Consider the following 19,811-nt stretch of genomic DNA (forward strand, 5'->3'; position numbering starts at 1 on the left):
TTTAAGTACTTTTTAATATCTTTGCGCCTCACAAAAAATAACACAATGATTGCAGTTGACGGACTTACAGTAGAGTTTGGAGGTACAACACTTTTTAAAGACATATCTTTTGTAATAAATGATAAGGACAGAATTGCTCTAATGGGAAAAAACGGAGCAGGAAAATCTACATTGTTAAAAATTATTGCTGGAGTTAGAACTGCCTCGGGAGGAAGAGTTTCGTCACCAAAAGATACAGTTATATCTTACCTTCCACAGCATTTAATGACTGAGAATAATCGAACTGTATTTGAAGAAGCCGCACAAGCTTTTGCTAAAATTTTTGAAATGCAGAATCAGATTGACGATTTAAATAATCAATTATCTACCCGTACCGATTATGATTCTGAAGAATATTATGCCTTAATAGAACAAGTTTCTACAATTAGTGAAAAATTTTATACAATTGAAGAAATAAATTATGATGCCGAAGTAGAAAAAATACTTTTGGGTTTAGGTTTTGTTAGAACCGATTTTACTCGACCAACTAGCGAATTCAGTGGTGGTTGGAGAATGCGTATCGAATTAGCCAAAATACTTTTACAAAAGCCGGATTTAATTCTGCTTGATGAGCCTACAAATCATTTGGATATTGAATCTGTTCAATGGTTGGAAGATTTTCTTATAAACAGTGCAAAAGCAGTAATTGTTATCTCTCATGATAGAGCATTTGTAGATAATATAACAAATCGAACTATTGAAGTAACAATGGGCAGAATATACGACTACAAAGTTAATTATTCAAGTTATCTACAATTAAGGAAAGAACGAAGAGAACAACAACAGAAGGCATTTAATGAACAACAGAAAATGATTGCTGAAACTGAAGATTTCATTGAACGCTTTAAAGGTACTTACTCAAAAACTCTTCAGGTTCAATCCCGGGTTAAAATGCTTGAAAAACTTCCATTACTTGAAGTTGACGAAGAAGACACATCAGCATTACGATTAAAATTTCCGCCATCACCTCGTTCAGGGAATTATCCGGTAATTATTAAAGAATTATCTAAAAGCTATGATAATAATATAGTATTTAAAAACGCTTCGCTAACAATAGAACGTGGAGAACGCGTTGCCTTTGTTGGGAAAAATGGAGAAGGAAAATCAACACTTGTAAAATGCATAATGGGTGAGATTGACTTTGAAGGTGAATGTATACTTGGTCATAATGCTTTGATAGGGTATTTTGCACAAAATCAGGCATCGATGTTAGATGAAGAATTAACAGTTTTTCAAACTATTGATAATGTAGCAAAAGGTGATATACGTTCTAAAATAAGAGATATTCTAGGCGCATTTATGTTTGGTGGCGAACATTCTACAAAAAAAGTAAAAGTACTTTCCGGCGGCGAAAGAACAAGACTCTCGATGATTAAACTTTTACTTGAGCCAGTTAACTTTTTAATTCTTGATGAGCCAACAAATCACCTCGACATGAGAACTAAAGATATTCTTAAAGCCGCATTAATGGATTATGACGGCACTTTAATTCTTGTTTCACATGACAGAGATTTTCTGGGAGGACTTGTTAACAAAGTGTACGAATTTGGCAATAAACAGGTAAAAGAACACCTTGATGACATTTATTCTTTCTTGGAAAAGAAAAAAATGGAAAACCTTAAAGAATTGGAGAGAAAGAATCAGAAATAATATCAAAGAATTTAACTAAATAACATAAACGTATATTTAACTTATACATTGTCATCCTTCGAGTGCCTCAGGATGACAACACGAGTGCCTCAGGAGTCAATTCGAGAAACAAAAGATACATTTAGTCACTCTGAGGCTCTCGAAGAGTGATTGAGATAAACAGAATAAATTATATTTTTGTGTTATTAAATTTTTGCCATGAACTTACTAAGTGTTTATATACTTAAATGTAATGACAATTCATATTACACTGGTGTAACAAATGACATTGAAAGAAGACTATTCGAACACGAAAATGGAATAAATACTTCCTGTTATACTTTTTCACGAAGACCGCTAAAATTAGTTTGGCTTTCAGAATCCATGGATGCAACTCAAGCTATAGAACTAGAAAAACAAATAAAAGGTTGGAGAAAATCTAAAAAAGAAGCTTTAATAACTGGAAATTGGGATGAGTTAATAAAATTAGCTGCTATAAGAAAAGGTAATATTAAGTAGAATTATATAGTCATCCTTCGAGTGCCTCAGGATGACAATACGAGTTACCTTAATGACGAAACGATGGTCTCAGGAAACGCGATGCTGGAAGTGTTTCAACAAAAACAATCAAGATTTCTTTCCTGGCTTTTTCTTCTTTTTGTTCTGAAATGCATCATCCTCGGCAATTAAAGCTTGCCAATCGTGATTGCTGGCTGCAGATAAATCAATAGTCTCAACGTATTCCTCAGGATTTATATTTCTAACAGTAATTGGCTGAGTTAAGAAACTCTCAATTTCTTTTAATATTTTTCTTTCTTCTTTACTACAAAAAGAAATTGCCAAACCTTTTTTATCAGCTCTACCAGTTCGTCCAACACGGTGCACATAATTTTCTACTTCTTCAGGCAAATCGTAATTAATAACATATTCCACATTTGGAATATCAACACCACGTGCACTTACATCAGTTGCTATTAAAATTTTATTTATTCCTTCTTTAAACTGATTCATCGCAGAAGATCGTTGATTCTGGTTCTTATCACCATGTATTGTCTGACTGGAAATACCGACTCTTTCGAGTGCTTTACATACTCTTTCAGCACGAACTTTAGTTCTTACAAATACCAGAATTTTACTATCCGGATTTTCCTTAACAATACGTTCTAAAAAGAATCGTTTATCATCCATCTCAACAAATTCAACCGAATGTGTAATATTTTTAGAAACCGGATCTTTAGGTGATATCTGTATACGAACTGCTTTTTGAACAAGTGAATATGCTAAATCTTTAATTCTTTCATTAATTGTTGCAGAGAAAAAAAGTGTTTGTCTGGTTCTTGGGATCTTTGTTATGAGATGATGCATTTCGTTAATAAAACCAAGCTCCAGCATGTGGTCAGCTTCATCTAAAATAAGAATTTCAACATCATCAAAATAAATATGTTTTCTATGCTCAAGGTCAAACATTCTGCCTGGTGTTGCAACAAGAACATCTACTCCCCTTTTTAACATTTCAATCTGAGGATCTATATCTACACCACCAATTAACCCTAAAACCTGCAAGTTTGTTCCCTTTCCTAATTGCTCAAAAACTTCTGAAACCTGCAAAGCTAGCTCGTGGGTTGGAACCATAACTACACAACGAATTCCATGTTCATGTCGAACAACTCTTCTTCCCTGTAAAATTTCAATTACAGGAATTGCAAAAGCAGCAGTCTTTCCTGTTCCTGTTTGTGCAATAGCTAAAACATCTTCACCTTTTAAAATTGGTGGAATTGCTTTATATTGAATATCTGTAGGCTTTCTAAATCCTAATTTCTCGAGATTCTGCTTTATTTCGGGAGCAAAATTATATTTTTCGAATTTCATTTTTATTTATTCTGATTAAGTGCAAAGGTACAATAACTTTTAGCATGAATATTTGACACAAACGAAGTTGATATTAAATTATAACACAAACCTCTAAAACAATTCATTATTTTTGCAAAGTTATTAATAAAATAATTAATGAATAATTGGCTTGAACGTACAGAATTACTTGTAGGAAGTGATGGCATCCAAAAACTTAAAAATGCACATGTATTAGTTGCAGGCTTAGGCGGAGTCGGTGGCTATGCAGCAGAAATGATTTGCAGAGCCGGAGTAGGAACTATTTCAATTATTGATAGTGATAAGTTTATGCCATCAAATAGAAATAGGCAATTAGGAGCACTTGTTAGCACTAATGGAATGCCTAAATCAGAAGTAATGAAAACCAGATTACTTGATATTAATCCTAATGTTAAAATAATTGCCTATTGCGATTACTTAAAAGAAGATGAAATAAAAGAAATTTTGCTAAAAGAAAAATACGATTTTATTATTGATGCAATAGATACACTGACTCCAAAGTTTTTTGTAATTTATCACTCAGTAATGAATAATTTAAAATTTGTAAGTTCAATGGGAGCTGGCGGAAAACTCGATCCTACACAAATAAAAATTACAGATGTTTCAAAATCTTACGAATGCAAATTAGCATATAAAATAAGAAAAAAACTTCATGCACATAATATAAAAACAGGTTTTAATGTAGTTTTCTCCGCTGAAATTGTTCCGAAATCAGTAATTATTGCTGAAGAAACAGGACCTAATAAAAAATCAACAATAGGTACAATTTCTTATATACCCGCTATTTTTGGTTGCTATTGTGCTTCTGAAGCCATTAAAGAAATTTTAGCTTAAATAATAAAAGCATCTATGCTTTTAATAGTTTACTTTAAGCAATCGTGAATGCTTGCATAATTATTTACAAAATCTAATATTGTTCCTTATCATTTGGGAACTCAACATTTTTAACATCTTGTATGTAATGTGTTACAGAAGATTTTATTTCTTCAAATAAGTTATGGTATCTTCTTAAGAAACGAGGAGAAAACTCATTTGTAATTCCTAGCATATCGTGCAAAACGAGTACCTGACCATCAACTTCATGTCCGGCACCAATACCAATAATAGGTACATGAACCTCCTTAGAAACTTTAGCAGCTAATGCTGCAGGAATTTTCTCGAGTACAATTGAAAAACAGCCGATTTTATCTAAAATATGTGCATCAGCAATTAATGCTTTTGCCTCCTCCTCTTCTCTGGCTCTTACAACAAAAGTCCCGAATTTATTTATACTTTGAGGAGTTAAACCCAAATGACCCATTACAGGAATTCCAGCTGACAAAATTCTTTGTATAGATTCTTTTACAACCTCACCACCTTCAAGTTTGACAGCAGAAGCACCTGTTTCTTTCATAATTCTAATGGCAGAATTCAAGGCCTCTTTTGAATTTCCCTGATAAGTTCCAAATGGCATGTCAACAACAACTAAAGCACGCTTTGTTCCCCTAACTACTGCTGATGCAAAATATATCATTTCATTTAATGTAATTGGAAGTGTAGTATCATAACCAGCCATTACATTTGAAGCAGAATCGCCAACCAAAATAACATCAATACCTGCTTCATCTAAAATTTTAGCCATCGAAAAATCATAAGCCGTAAGCATAGATATTTTCTCACCTTTAAGCTTCATTTCAGCCAGTACGTGCGTAGTGACTTTTCTGGTATTTTTATGAACTGACATATAGTATTTTTATTTCTTGATATTATAGCTACATTTGCGATAAGAAATACAAAGTTGTATAAAATTATTGGAATCCGGATGTCGAAATTTACAAAAATAAAGCTATTAGTCTTATTATCAACTACTATATTTCTAATTCAGTGTAAGAAAGATTTTGATGTAAATGATGACTGGAAAGATATTCCTGTTGTTTACGGACTACTAAATTCTACTGATAGTGTACACTATATCAGACTTTCAAAAGCATTTCTAGGCGATCAGGATGCTTATGTGATGGCACAGATTAGCGATTCATTATACTACCAAAATGCTACGGTGAAAATTGAAGAAAGAATAAATGGAAATTTAACAAATACCTATAATTGTGTTAAAATTGACACAATTCGTGAAGATGGTATTTTTGCACATAATAATGTTGTTTACAGAACTACCGGACATTTATCCACTAATTCTAATGCATTATTTAAACTTGTAATAAATGCTAATGACAACGAAATATCATCAGAGACTGCCTTAATTCAGGATTTCACTGTCTTTCCAATTAACAATCCTGTGTCAATGTCAGCTACTACAAATAAACTTAACATAGTTTGGAATACTCCACCTATGGGAAGATTATTTGAACCTGTAGTTAGATTTTATTATTACGATATTACCGCTACTGATACTACAAAAAAATATTTAGATATCACACTCGGAGCAAAGACCTCAAATACAAAAGAAGGGAACGAATCGATGAGTACTGAATTAGTTGGAAGTAATTTTTTATATACAGTAGCTAACATAATGCCTGATAATCCACAATTAATTAAAAGGGTTGTTGCAAAAGGGAGTATTGAAGTAAGAATCTCTGTTGGCTCTGATGACATGTACACATATATTCAGGTAACCCAACCATCATCCGGAATTGTAAGCGAGAAACCTGCATATTCAAATATCAGCAATGGATTAGGTCTTTTCTCATCAAGATATTTAAAAATTGCACCTGCAACCAAACCATCCTTAAGCTCAAAAACTTTAGATTCATTAGCTGGAGGTATTTATACCGGACCAAACGGTAAAAATCTAAAATTTATAGGTAACAGTGCAACAACAAGTATCTGGACCAGCTTCCCTTAATTCCTGCCTTTTTGTCTTAACTTTTGCCTATTTGACGTATAGTCAGTTTGTCATACTGCCATTTTTACTGTCTTAACACATCATTTTCCATGTGGCATAAACATTGAAAATCTCAGAACAAAAAAATTGAAAATTTTAAAACTATAATAAAATGGGAAAAATTATTGGAATCGACTTAGGAACAACCAACTCATGTGTTTCTGTTATGGAAGGAAATGAGCCGGTAGTAATAGCAAATAGCGAAGGTAAACGCACAACACCTTCTATTGTTGCTTTTTTAGATAACGGTGAACGTAAAGTTGGCGACCCTGCAAAACGTCAGGCAGTAACTAACCCTACAAAGACTGTAGCGTCAATAAAAAGATTTATGGGTACTAAATTTGACGAATCAACTAAAGATATATCACATGTTACATATAGTGTTGTAAAAGGCGATAACAATTCACCAAAAGTAAAAATTGATAATCGTAATTACTCACCTCAGGAAATCTCTGCAATAGTTCTTCAGAAAATGAAAAAAACTGCAGAAGATTATTTAGGACAGGAAGTAACAGAAGCTGTTATTACAGTTCCTGCTTACTTTAATGACTCACAACGCCAAGCGACTAAAGAAGCTGGTGAAATTGCAGGCTTAACAGTAAAACGTATCATTAACGAACCAACAGCTGCTGCATTAGCATATGGATTAGATAAACGCGGAAAAGATATTAAAATAGCAGTATATGATCTTGGAGGTGGAACATTTGATATTTCAATTCTAGAAATGGGTGACGGTGTTTTTGAAGTAAAAAGCACAAACGGTGATACACACCTTGGTGGCGATGACTTTGACCAGACAGTAATTGACTGGTTGGCAGATGAATTTAAAAAAGATGAAGGCATTGATTTACGTAGAGATCCAATGGCTTTACAACGCTTAAAAGAAGCTGCAGAGAAAGCTAAAATTGAACTTTCAAGCTCAACACAAACAGAAATCAATCTACCTTACATTATGCCGGTTGACGGAGTTCCAAAGCATCTTGTAAAAACTCTTACCCGTGCTAAATTTGAACAGTTAATTGACAAATTAGTTCAGGCAACTATTGAACCTTGTAAAAAAGCAGTTGCAGACGCAGGAATAAGTGTTAAAGAAATTGATGAAATAATATTAGTAGGTGGCTCAACCAGAGTTCCGATAATTCAGAAAGTTGTTGAAGATTTCTTCGGAAAAACTCCATCAAAAGGTGTAAACCCTGACGAAGTAGTTGCTATTGGTGCAGCAATTCAAGGAGGTGTTCTTTCAGGAGAAGTAACCGATGTTCTTTTGTTAGATGTTACTCCTTTATCACTTGGAATTGAAACAATGGGTGGTGTAACAACACGCTTAATTGAATCGAACACTACAATTCCTACTAGAAAAGCTGAGACATTTACAACAGCAGCCGACAATCAATCATCAGTAGAAATTCACATCTTACAAGGTGAACGATCAATGGCACGCGATAACAAAACAATCGGACGTTTTCACTTAGACGGTATTCCACCTGCTATGCGCGGTACTCCACAGATTGAAGTAACATTTGATATTGATGCAAATGGTATTCTTAATGTTTCTGCAAAAGACAAAGCAACCGGAAAACAACAATCTATTCGTATCGAAGCTTCATCAGGATTATCAGAAGACGAGATTAAAAGAATGAAAGCTGAAGCTGAAGCTAATGCTGATGCAGACAAGGTAGCAAAAGAAAAAATAGACAAATTAAATCACGCAGACAGTTTAATTTTCCAAACCGAAAAACAATTAAAAGAATTTGGAGATAAACTTCCAGCTGATAAAAAAGCACCTATAGAAAGTGCATTACAGAATTTAAAAGATGCTCACAAGAATCAGGATATTGCAGGTATTGATAAAGCAACTGAAGAATTAAACAAAGTTTTCCAGGCAGCATCCGAGGAGATGTACAAAAACGGTCAACAACCACAAGGAAATCCTAATGAACAACCTCATCACGAACATCAGGAACAACAGGCAGAAGGCAAACAAAATAAAAATGCCGAAGTTCAGGATGTAGATTTTGAAGAAGTAAAATAACAATAGACTTAATAAACATGAAGAAGCCGGCTTTCGCCGGCTTTTTTATTACATAATTGTCACTAATGGGGATTGCAGCTCAATGACGATATGTTTCTTTATTTCAAGCGGAGCCTCTTAAAATAAACTTTTATAATTAATACAATTTATTAAAATTTTTCTCGTTAAAAGAGTCATTAAATAAAATGCATGCTATAAATCTACTTTTTTTTATTAACCTCTTAATCTAAATTTTATGAAAAAAAGTATTTTAATTATTAGCATTGGCATTATTCTTTTTAATTCATGCCGTAAAGAAGATTCTATAACAATAACACCTGTTATAACTCAAGAAACTGTAAACGATTATTTCCCTTTAAATACCGGAAACTATTGGGTGTACAAGCAAACCTCGTTAGATAGTTCTGGAAATATAATTCCTAATACCTGGGGAAACGATTCAATTGTAGTTAAAAATGATACAATTATTAATAGTAATACATATCATACAGTATTTGAATATAATTCTTTAGGTCATACTTCTCCTTATGTTCATTATTATAGAGATTCTTCTAATTGTATTGTTGACAATAATGGTGCTATTGTTTTCAGTATTAACCCAGGGTTTGTTAAAAATCAAGTTTTTGCTTATTTGTCTGATACTATTGCATATGTTAATTATTATTTTGTTAACCAAACAACTAGTATAACTGTTCCACTAGGAACTTATAATTGCGTCGATTTAAAAGGAGAATTATTTAGAATAGAAGATAATTTTAACATTACACGCTTAATACATAATTATTATTGTAAAAACATAGGTTCCATAAAAAAGACTAGACTCTTTGTTAGTTCACTTCAAAGAATTGAATTAGACTTATTAAGTTACCACGTACAATAAACTTTTCGTTTATGATTACGGCCTTGAGCCGCAATCTCCCACAATAACATAAATGTGATTGCGACACAAGATCACAATCACATTTAGTTTTTTTTATTTCAAAGAGGATGCTTAAAATGTATATAATGTTATTTACTTAATGCTGCTTTTATAAATTCTACAAAAAGCGGATGCGGGCTTTCAACAGTACTTCTGTACTCTGGGTGAAACTGCACACCAACAAACCATTTGTGTGAAGGAATTTCCACAATTTCTACAAGATTCATATCAGGGTTTATTCCGGATACAATCATACCTGCTTTTTGGAAATCCTGTAAATAAGCGTTATTAAATTCGTAACGATGACGATGTCTTTCCTGAATTGAAGTTTTTTGATATGCCTTTTGAGCTTTTGTACCTTTAATTAAATTACAAGGATAAGCACCCAAACGCATTGTGCCACCTTTCTCTGTAATATTCTTTTGCTCTTCCATTAAATCAATTACTGGATGTTCTGTTGTACGACTCATTTCCGTTGAGTGAGCATCAGTGTAACCAAGTACATTTCTTGCAAATTCAATTACCGCACATTGCATTCCAAGACAAATTCCCAAAAATGGAATATTATTTTCGCGGGCATATTTTACAGACAATATTTTACCATCTATCCCTCTATGACCAAAACCAGGAGCAACAACAATTCCATTTAACTTAGAAAGCTTCTCAAGCATTACAGATTCTGTGAGAGTTTCACTATGTATCAAACTAATATTAACCTTACACTCATTTACAGAACCAGCATGAATAAACGATTCTATAATTGATTTATAGGCATCAGCTAGTTCTACATATTTTCCTACTAATCCAATATTAACTTGCTTCTTGGGGTTTTTAAGTTTCTTAAGAAAATCCTGCCAGGATTTTAATTGTGGTTTTTGTTTTGCCTGTATTTTAAGTTTTCTTAATACAATTTCGTCGAGCTTTTCTTCGTGCATTAAAATTGGCACTTCGTATATTGTACTAACATCACGTGATTCAATTACAGAATCAATATCAACATTACAAAATAATGCTACCTTCTTTTTAATGTCATTTGTTATGCGCTTTTCGGCACGTAGTACTAAAATATCTGGCTGTACTCCGGCTTCTAATAGCATTTTTACACTATGTTGTGTAGGTTTGGTTTTTAATTCGCCTGTTGCAGACAAATAAGGAACAAGAGTTAAATGTATAACAAGAACTCTGCCCGGCATCTCCCACTTTAACTGACGAACTGCTTCAATATATGGTAATGATTCAATATCACCAACAGTTCCGCCTATTTCAGTTATTACAATATCAAACTTATGTTTGGTACCAAGTAATTTTACACATCGTTTAATTTCATCTGTAATGTGAGGAATTACCTGTACGGTTTTTCCCAAAAAATCGCCACGACGCTCTTTATTTATAACATTCTGATATATTCTACCAGTTGTTATATTATTAGCCTGTGAAGTAGGAATATTTAAAAATCTTTCATAATGACCTAGGTCAAGATCTGTTTCAGCTCCGTCATTTGTAACATAACATTCACCATGCTCATAAGGATTTAATGTACCCGGATCAATATTAAGATAAGGATCTAATTTCTGAATAGTAACATTATGTCCACCAGCCTGAAGTAATTTGGCTAAAGAGGCAGAAATAATTCCTTTCCCAAGTGATGAAGTAACTCCACCTGTTACAAATATATATCTGGTATTTGCCATTTGAAATAAATTAAAATGTGAGGTTAATACCTAAACTAGGAATAATAGGTAACTGATTTACCCTTTTATGTTTTACTCTGTCGTAATAAAAAATATTATCTCTATTATAAACATTTGTAGTGCTAAAAGTAATTTCACAAATAGAATTTTTGGACAACTCAAAACTTTTCTTAAGTGTTAAATCCATTCTATGATAAGCAGGTAATCTTCCTTCATTCAAATCACCATAAATAATACCAATATCTCCATTTGCAGATACTATATCCTGATTTACGCCATCAAATTGCAATCTTTCGTAATAACCTGCAGTTTTACTGAACGGGAAACCTGAACCGAAATTCCATCTAGCACTTAATTCCCAATCTAAACCTTTACCAAAAGTACGTGTAGCAACTAAATTAATATTATGCCTTCTGTCATAATGAGGCTTATAGGTCATAAGACCATCATAACGATCTACAAATCCAAGTGAGTATACAACCCAGATATAAGTTCGTTTAAAATCATATTTAAAAGTAAGATCTACACCATATGCATTTCCGGTTTCAATAACAAAATCTTTCTTAAGATAATCCGGTTTATCATAATTATCAGCATTATCATCATATATTTTGTTACGGTTTAAATTAGTAAGTTGAGTATTACGTTTAATATAACCTTCTACATTTAAATCAATTTTCTTGGTTAAATCTAATTCACAACCTAAAATGGTGTGCCATGATTTTTGCAAAGAATTCTTAACTTGCTTTCCGTCAAACTCTGCTTGCAGGTCGCCAATCTCAGGACTACTCAAGAAACCATAAAATAAATTAACAACATCGCGATCGCTGTTTGCACTAACAAAATTCTGTGAATACAAACCTCCTGCAAATTTTAAACGGAAATTTTTAGATACACTATACTTGACACCAATTCTTGGTTCAGGAGAAATTGCCGAAAGTGAAGCATAGTATTGAAAACGAATACCTGGCTCGATAAGCAATTTTTCTTTTGCTATTTTATATTTAACAAAAGCTCCTAATTCGGTTGTATTTTGTTGCTGATCAATTTTTCTGTTTGCACTGTTATAAAAATCAAAAACAGTTTTAAAACCTAATGTTTCAATACCATAATTTAATTCGTTTTTACCCATGAAATATACAAATGCCAAACCCAAATTATAGCCATTAATTAAACTACTTCTTGGTAATAATCCTACTTCATTTAATGTTATATCGTAATTAGAAAAGCTAAAATTAACCTTTAATAAGAATGGCGAGCCTGATGGAACAAGAATAATATTACTACCTACTCCGAACGAATTCCAATCGAGATTTGATAATTCTTTATATTTTACTTTATCATTAAATTTAAAACCAAAAATATTAATCTTACTACCGTTCTCAGTGTTTAATGTTAACTTTCCATAGAAATCGGTAAAAGAGAATGGAATACCAGCCGAATCCACATAATTATAGAGAATTTTAGATGACTCTTTAATATAAGATGTTTTTCCAGAAAAAACATATGACATAGAAGTTTTTGTATTATCAGATCCCTTAAAAACAGGTCCCTCTAATAAAAGCTTAGAACCGAATGTACTTGCAGAAATTTTCCCAGCCTGTCGGTTTTTATTACCATCTCTCATAGTAATGTCCATTATTGAAGAAATTCTTCCACCGTAATCGGCATTAAAACCACCTGTATAAACATCGGCATTTCTAATTAAATCGGAATCAAATACAGAAAAGAAACCTATAGAGTGAAATGGATTATAAACAATCATTCCATCCAACAATACTTTGTTTTGTATAGGCGAACCACCTCTGATATAAAGCTGTCCACCCTGATCTCCTGTAAAAACAACACCAGGAATAACTTGCAAGTACTGTGCAAAATCAGGTTCACCACCAACACTCGGAATTTTTTCAATTTGTTTTGGTGTAATTTTATTTATTGAAATACGAACCTGTTCTGTTTTGTCTTGTTTGTCAGCTGAGATAACTGCTTCATCAAGCATTACAGCAGACTCGGTTACATAAATCTTCTTTGTTACAATTTCTTTATCTTTAACAGAAACTTGAATTGAAATTGAGTCATATCCAATAAAATTAACACGAAGAGTATAGTTACCTGCCGGAACTTTTGTTAAATTAAAAAAACCATTAACATCAGTTGCCCCACCTATCTTTGTCCCACCAAGAAAAACATTCGCAAAGCTAACAGCTTCACCTGATTTCTTTTCATATACAAATCCTCTTATAACACCTTGCGCTAATATATTTGAAGAAAATACAAATATAAAAAAACATGCAACAATGATAACTCTTTTCATTAATTAATCTTTATAGATATTGTCGAGATACTTAACCTGTTCTTTTATTACAGCAGCTTCTTTTTTTCCTGCCTCAATCTTTGTTGAAAAATCTTTCAACAAGGATTCAGAATTTTTGGATTTTGAGAAGAAACCAATATTGTTTTCAAGAGTTTTAAGTTCGGCTTCAATCTGATTAAGTTTTTTAACAAGGCTTTCACGCTCCATATAAAGTCTATCGCGGGAGTTTTGTTGTTGCATAATGTTTTCAATACGCATTTTAAACTTAATATTATCTTTCTTTTTATCATCAACCTGTAAAGAATCAAATGCTTTATTAATTGCTTTACGGTAACGATCCTGAATAGCCTGCTTTACACTCTCAGGAACATGACCAATCTCAACCCATTCTTTCTGGAAAAGTTTTAAGTTCTTTAAATCTTCATCGCTATTTTCAGTAAATTGATATTTTTCAATCTTTTCCAATAAATCTTCTTTTTTCTTAATGTTTTCATCCAACAAACCATCAATAGTACTATAATGTTTTGCTTTTCTTTCAAAAAACTCATTACATGCAGATCTGAATCTGTACCATATTTTATCAGAAACTCTTCTTGAAACAGGACCAATTCTCTTCCAGTCTTTCTGAAGACGTATTAAATCTTCAGTAGTTCGTTTCCAATCAGTACTTTCTTTTAATGATTCTGCTTTTAAACAAATATCAGTCTTTAATTGCAAATTGTTATTTTCTTCTTCCATTATAATGCTGTAGAATTCTTTTTTTGCCATAAAGAATCTATCACTGGCATCTTTAAAACGTCTGAATATTTTATTATTCTCAGCTTTTGGAACCATTCCGATTGTTTTCCACACTTGTTGCAATTCAATAAATCCATCGGTTGCAGTTTCCCATTCTTTAAAACGGGTATATACTTTTGATGCTATTTCTTCTGCCTTTTCGCAAAGAATAGTCTTAGCATTTAAATTACCTTCAAGTTCATCTTTTTTCTTCAAGAAATATTCCTGATGAATTTTATGAATTTTTGTTGTTGCTTCTCTAAAACGAACCCATATTTCTTCCTTTTTATCAGGAGAAATTGGTCCGATTTCTCTCCAACGTTCATGAAATATCTGAAGCTCACCAAATGCCTTTCTGATATCAGTTTCCAGAATTAGTGATTCAACTTTCTCGCAAAGCTCTATTTTAGCTTCAAGATTGCGACGCAAATCCATATCACGGGCTTCATTATTTAACTTAATCCAGTTATAGAATCCCTGAACATGAAAATGATATGAATCATAAAGTTCTTTCATCTCCTTCTGTGGAACAAGACCAGCATGTTTCCACTTATTTTGCAAATGATGAAATTCTTCAAAAGTATGCTGAAGTGACTCAGGTTTATTAATAAGATCTTTAATGGCTTCAATAATCTCATATTTAACCTTTAAATTATGAGTTTTCTGTTCTTCCAAAGATTTTGAAAGCTCAGTTTTACGCTCACGATAATCTTTATAAAGTTGTTTAAACTCTTCTTCAAGAACATCTTCAGCTGAAACATATTCTTCTAACACACCTCCATCTTCAATAAATTTCTTACGACGTTCTTCGTTTTCAGCTTTATGTTTTTTATAAAAATTTACTTTTAGATTCTCAATCTCGTTACGTAAATATGTTATCTCACCTTCGCTTAAAAGTTGTTTAAACTTTTGGATAAGTTCGTATTTTGTAAGACCAGAATAGTCAATATAGCTGACATCAACATCCATTGTTGGAACTCCACTTGCGGAATCTAAATCGGTAGAAGAATGTTCCTCTTCATCTTGATCCTGTTCTAAATGTAATTCAAATGTGGTATCAGTTATATTCTCCGACACTTCATCAACATGCATACTTTCGACTGTATTATCAGCTTGAAGAGTTTGCTCGCTTACTAATTTACTTTCAGCACTAACGTTTTCTTCTGAAAGATCACCCATCGGTGTTTGATTTAATTCGTTTTGTTCCATGAAATCAATACTTTTTCGCAAAAACTAAATTATGGTTTTAATTCACGAAATTATACATTTAACAGCTAAAAGCAAAAAATGTAAAGAATAATAAATCACAAAAAAATCAGGCAATTAATAACCGAATTAGATAAAACAAATTTTAGCTGTAAATATCCATTTAATCAGAAGTAGTAACACGCTATTAATCTCAACAATACAAATCCAGATTATTGACACTTTAACAGTTTTACAAAATAAAAAAGAAAACCTTAAATCAATTAGAAAAAGAAAATAATTAGTAGTAATAAATGCATTTTGCTAATTTTGAGAAAAAAATAATTGTTTTGAAAGAGCAATTTCTACAATTTGTAACTAAGAAAAATCTATTTAACAGTAACGATAAGATTCTTGTTGCTGTGAGCGGAGGAATAGATTCATGTGTTTTGATTTATTTACTTCACGAATTGAATTTTAAATGCGTTATTGCACATTGTAATTTTTCTTTAAGAGATGCAGAATCTGATAAAGACGAGAACCTTGTAAGGCAATTAGCAAATAACTATTACTATGAATTTGAGACTAAAAAATTTGAAACTCTAATATTTGCTGAAGAAAAAGGTATTAGTATTCAGATGGCAGCACGTGAATTAAGATATAATTATTTTGAAGAACTAAGAAAAAAACACAACTGTAAAGTAATAGCCACAGCACATCATGCAGATGATAATGTTGAAACTCTTTTTATTAATTTATTAAGAGGAACAGGACTTAAAGGGCTTTCGGGAATACCTGTTAAAACTGAAAAAATTGTCAGACCATTGTTATTTGCAACAAGAGCAGAAATTGATTCATTTGCAAGAGAAAATAATATAAAATGGAGAGAAGATGCGAGTAATCAATCGGTAAAATATATGCGAAATAAAATTCGTCACAATTTATTGCCATTGATTGAAGACATTAAGCCAGGTTTCAGTAAATTAATAACTAGAAATATTGAGCATTTTAGCGAAACTGAAATACTATTAAAAGAACTTTTAAAAGAAAAAATTGAAAAAACAGTTTCTAAAACTGAAGACAAAACGCTTATTAACATATCAGAACTTTTAAATTCTGAATCGGGTAAAACAATATTGTATGAAATAATTGCCCCATATGGTTTCAATCCTAAACAGATAAGCAAAATTTGGTCAACAATGGATGGGGAAGCAGGAAAAGTGTTTTATTCAAAAAATTTCTGTTTAAATAAAGATAGGGATAAAATAATAATTAGCCCAATACATAAGAATAACATTTTACGCAAATATTATATCGACGAAATTCAGGACTGGATTTCTGAACCAATTGAGATTTCAATAAGCCATTTTGAATGGGAATGCAATAAAGAAATTTCAAAAGATAAAAGCATTATAATGTTAGACGCTGAAAAAATTGAGTTTCCACTTATAATAAGAAGATGGGCTCATGGAGATTTTTTTAAACCATTTGGAATGGATGGCTTTAAAAAGCTCAGCGATTTTTTTATTGACAATAAGATTTCAAAAACAGATAAAGATAACATTTGGATATTAGAATCAGCAAATAAAATTGTTTGGGTAATCGGGTTAAGGTTAGATGACAGATTTAAGATTTCTGAAAAAACCAAATCGGTAATAAAGTTACAGGTTTATTAATTTCTATCATTTTTTTGAGAAATTACAAAATTACAATAACCCTAATAACTGTCGGAAAGGAATAAAAAAATGAGCTTACATTTCGGCAAGCTCATTCTCACATTATTCAACAAAAAATTATTTTTCTTCTTTTGGTTTCACTAATTGAATATCGAGTTCAATCATAACATAACCTTTAGGTATAGATTGACCCTCAGCAACGTGAACTTTCTTAATTACGCCTGAATATGGAACCTTTATAGTATTCTTCATTTTCATTGCATCTAACACAAGAAGTTTGTCTCCTTCAACAATAGAATCACCTTCAGCTACAAAAAGTTTACTTACAGTACCAGGAATTAATGAAGGAACTAAAGATGGATCTGCAGCCTGCCATGGCTTTCTGTTTTCAAATTTCTTAGAAATAATTGTTTTATACTTAGTATCCTCTATATTTAACATCTTATAAACAACCTCTTTGTTGCTTTCTTCCTTAACTTTCTCTTTCTTTTTCATATCAATAAGTATTGGTTAAAATGGAGGAATACCATGTTTCTTTTGTGGATTTGTATTGGTTTTATCTTTTGATACAGAAATTGCATGAACTAAAAGTCTACGAGTTTCTTTTGGTTCAATAACTGTGTCAATATAACCTTTAGCAGCTGCCACATATGGATTTGCAAACCTGTCTTTATATTCTTTTACTTTTAGTTTACGCATCTTTTCTGGATCTTCTGCTTCAGAAATTTCTTTCTTGAAAATGATATTTGCAGCACCTTCTGGTCCCATTACAGCAATTTCTGCACTTGGCCATGCAAATACAAAGTCAGCACGTAAGTGACGTGATCCCATTGCTATATATCCACCACCATAAGCTTTACGAAGAATTACAGTTACTTTTGGAACAGAAGCTTCGCTATATGCATAAAGTAATTTAGCACCATGTCTGATTACACCGGCATGTTCCTGATCAACACCTGGTAAATATCCCGGAAGGTCAACCAAAGTAATAATAGGAATATTAAATGCATTACAGAAACGAATAAATCTAGCCGACTTATCAGACGAGTCAACGTCTAAAACACCTGCTAGATACATTGGCTGATTACAAACAAAACCAACAGTTTCGCCATTCATACGAGCAAAACCAATTACAATATTTTGAGCCCAAAGTTCATGTATTTCGAAGAAATCGCTATCATCAACAACTGCACGAATTACATTTCTGATATCATAAGGTAATTTAGGATCACCAGGAACAACTGTTTCAATATTAAATTCTTTCTTTGGTTCTTTTGGTTTAAAAGGAAGAGCTTTTCTACTATTATTCCAAGGAATAAATGTTACCAGTTTTTTAATTTGTTCAAAACATTCCTGCTCGGTCATAGCAAAAAAGTGAGCATTTCCGGTAACTTCAGCATGAACACGTGCACCACCTAAATCTTCCATTGATATTTCTTCACCCAAAACCGTCTTAATAACTTCAGGGCCTGTAATAAACATCTTTGAAATATTATCAACTACAAATACAAAGTCGGTTAATGCTGGAGAATATACTGCACCACCGGCACATGGGCCTAAGATTACAGAAATCTGAGGAATAACACCAGATGCAAGAGTATTTCTAAAGAAAATATCGCCATAACCTGCTAAAGAGTTAACACCTTCCTGAATACGTGCACCACCTGAATCATTAATCCCAATAAGAGGAATTCTTAATTTTAGCGCATGATCCATAATTTTCGTGATTTTACGTGCATGAGAAAGTCCTAACGAACCTCCGGCAACTGTAAAATCTTGTGCAAAAAGACAAACAGGTGAGCCATAAATTGTTCCTGTTCCAATGATAACACCATCACCATGTAAAACTTTGGTATTCATATCAAAATCGCGGGCTTCGTGCTCAACAAATAAATCATATTCGTTGAAAGAATCTTTATCACAAAGAGCGAGTACTCTTTCGCGAGCTGTCATTTTACCCATAGCATTCTGCTTCTCGATAGCCTTTTCGCCACCTCCTTGTTGGGCTTGCTCTCTTCTTTTTAATAATTCAATAGTTTTACTTTTTAACGACATATCTTTTTAATTTAGTTAACAATCAATTGCTACGTAATTAATTAGGAAACACTTTCCCAAATTATTCATGTCGCAAAATTACAAAAATAATACAAGGGCTAAACTGATTTAGCTCATGTTATAACTGAAAACATATTTAATAATCTGACCTATTTATTTTTAGGTGGTTGATAAAAAATAGTTTAAAAGCTATTTTGGAGTTAATCTATATAGAAAAATTGCAATTACCGAATAAATAATTGTTGGCATACATACTCCTAATATTGGAGGAAGAGTTCCTCCTATTGCCATGTTGGTAGATATTTGCAAAAACAGAATATAAGAAAAACTAAGCATCAATCCTATTCCAAGATGCATTCCAATTCCACCTCTAACTTTTCTTGATGATACAGAAAGTCCAATAATAGTTAACACAAATGCGCTTAAAGGGTTTATAAGTCGCTGATACTTTTGAACTAAAAATGCCTCAACATTTTCAGAGCCTTCCATTTTTTGCTCTTCAATAAATTGATTTAAACGATTATAATCCATCGTTTCTACAATTTCAACTCTTCTTTTAAAATCTTCAGGTTTTAATTTTATAGTAGTATCAAGTATAGTACCTTGCACAATATCATCATGATCTGGTGCAAAAGTTCGGATATAATAATTATTTAATTTCCAACTATTTTTAACACTATCCCATTGTGCAAATTCAGACATTAATTTTGAAATCAGTTTTCC

At 32.3% G+C, this 19,811-nt stretch carries 15 protein-coding genes; 7 read left to right on the top strand and 8 right to left on the bottom strand.

Annotated features, from left to right (window positions below; genetic code table 11):
• Window positions 1–45 precede the first annotated feature (45 nt).
• On the top strand, window positions 46–1,689 hold the full coding sequence (locus tag HY951_13305; protein ID MBI5541036.1) for an ABC-F family ATP-binding cassette domain-containing protein: 1,644 nt from the start codon (window positions 46–48) through the stop codon (window positions 1,687–1,689).
• Between the two features lie 198 nt (window positions 1,690–1,887).
• On the top strand, window positions 1,888–2,187 hold the full coding sequence (locus HY951_13310; GenBank protein MBI5541037.1) for a GIY-YIG nuclease family protein: 300 nt from the start codon (window positions 1,888–1,890) through the stop codon (window positions 2,185–2,187).
• A gap of 108 nt (window positions 2,188–2,295) precedes the next feature.
• Here the strand turns inward: HY951_13310 and HY951_13315 are convergent, their stop codons facing one another.
• On the bottom strand, window positions 2,296–3,537 hold the full coding sequence (locus HY951_13315) for a DEAD/DEAH box helicase (GenBank protein MBI5541038.1): 1,242 nt from the start codon (window positions 3,535–3,537) through the stop codon (window positions 2,296–2,298).
• A gap of 138 nt (window positions 3,538–3,675) precedes the next feature.
• On the opposite strand from HY951_13315, the gene HY951_13320 reads away from it, so the two are divergent.
• A complete protein-coding gene (locus HY951_13320; GenBank protein ID MBI5541039.1) occupies window positions 3,676–4,392 on the top strand; it encodes a tRNA threonylcarbamoyladenosine dehydratase in 717 nt (238 codons plus the stop codon).
• 73 nt (window positions 4,393–4,465) lie between these two features.
• Here HY951_13320 and panB read toward each other — a convergent pair whose 3' ends face one another.
• Window positions 4,466–5,281 (bottom strand): 3-methyl-2-oxobutanoate hydroxymethyltransferase, encoded by an 816-nt coding sequence (panB, locus tag HY951_13325; protein MBI5541040.1) that lies wholly within the window; start codon window positions 5,279–5,281, stop codon window positions 4,466–4,468.
• Window positions 5,282–5,359: 78 nt separating this feature from the next.
• Between panB and HY951_13330 the strand changes: the two genes are divergently transcribed.
• From HY951_13330 to HY951_13340, 3 genes are all read left to right on the top strand, one after another.
• A complete protein-coding gene (locus HY951_13330; protein ID MBI5541041.1) occupies window positions 5,360–6,400 on the top strand; it encodes a DUF4249 family protein in 1,041 nt (346 codons plus the stop codon).
• Between the two features lie 151 nt (window positions 6,401–6,551).
• Window positions 6,552–8,471: a molecular chaperone DnaK gene (gene dnaK / locus HY951_13335; protein ID MBI5541042.1), complete on the top strand. Its 1,920-nt coding sequence runs from the start codon at window positions 6,552–6,554 to the stop codon at window positions 8,469–8,471.
• Between the two features lie 235 nt (window positions 8,472–8,706).
• Window positions 8,707–9,351, top strand: a complete 645-nt coding sequence (locus HY951_13340; GenBank protein MBI5541043.1) for a hypothetical protein — start codon at window positions 8,707–8,709, stop codon at window positions 9,349–9,351.
• A 128-nt stretch (window positions 9,352–9,479) separates the two neighbouring features.
• On the opposite strand, the gene HY951_13345 is transcribed toward HY951_13340, so the two are convergent.
• The 3 genes from HY951_13345 to HY951_13355 are packed head-to-tail and all read right to left on the bottom strand — an operon-like array spanning window position 9,480 to window position 15,381.
• Window positions 9,480–11,081, bottom strand: coding sequence for a CTP synthase (locus tag HY951_13345; protein MBI5541044.1), 1,602 nt, complete (start codon window positions 11,079–11,081; stop codon window positions 9,480–9,482).
• Between the two features lie 10 nt (window positions 11,082–11,091).
• Window positions 11,092–13,395 carry a TonB-dependent receptor gene (locus tag HY951_13350; protein MBI5541045.1) on the bottom strand — a complete coding sequence of 768 codons (2,304 nt, stop codon included), beginning with the start codon at window positions 13,393–13,395 and terminating at the stop codon, window positions 11,092–11,094.
• Between the two features lie 3 nt (window positions 13,396–13,398).
• Window positions 13,399–15,381, bottom strand: coding sequence for a DUF349 domain-containing protein (locus HY951_13355; GenBank protein MBI5541046.1), 1,983 nt, complete (start codon window positions 15,379–15,381; stop codon window positions 13,399–13,401).
• A 326-nt stretch (window positions 15,382–15,707) separates the two neighbouring features.
• Between HY951_13355 and tilS the strand changes: the two genes are divergently transcribed.
• Window positions 15,708–17,033: a tRNA lysidine(34) synthetase TilS gene (gene tilS, locus HY951_13360; protein ID MBI5541047.1), complete on the top strand. Its 1,326-nt coding sequence runs from the start codon at window positions 15,708–15,710 to the stop codon at window positions 17,031–17,033.
• Window positions 17,034–17,150: 117 nt separating this feature from the next.
• Here tilS and HY951_13365 read toward each other — a convergent pair whose 3' ends face one another.
• From HY951_13365 to HY951_13375, 3 genes are all read right to left on the bottom strand, one after another.
• A complete protein-coding gene (locus HY951_13365) occupies window positions 17,151–17,474 on the bottom strand; it encodes an acetyl-CoA carboxylase biotin carboxyl carrier protein subunit (protein ID MBI5541048.1) in 324 nt (107 codons plus the stop codon).
• 69 nt (window positions 17,475–17,543) lie between these two features.
• On the bottom strand, window positions 17,544–19,088 hold the full coding sequence (locus HY951_13370; protein MBI5541049.1) for an acyl-CoA carboxylase subunit beta: 1,545 nt from the start codon (window positions 19,086–19,088) through the stop codon (window positions 17,544–17,546).
• A gap of 189 nt (window positions 19,089–19,277) precedes the next feature.
• Entirely contained in the window at window positions 19,278–19,790 is a 513-nt protein-coding gene (locus HY951_13375) for an LptF/LptG family permease (GenBank protein ID MBI5541050.1), read from the bottom strand.
• Between the last annotated feature and the right edge of the window lie 21 nt (window positions 19,791–19,811).

The organism is Bacteroidia bacterium (assembly GCA_016218155.1).
Taxonomy (GTDB): domain Bacteria; phylum Bacteroidota; class Bacteroidia; order Bacteroidales; family GWA2-32-17; genus GWA2-32-17.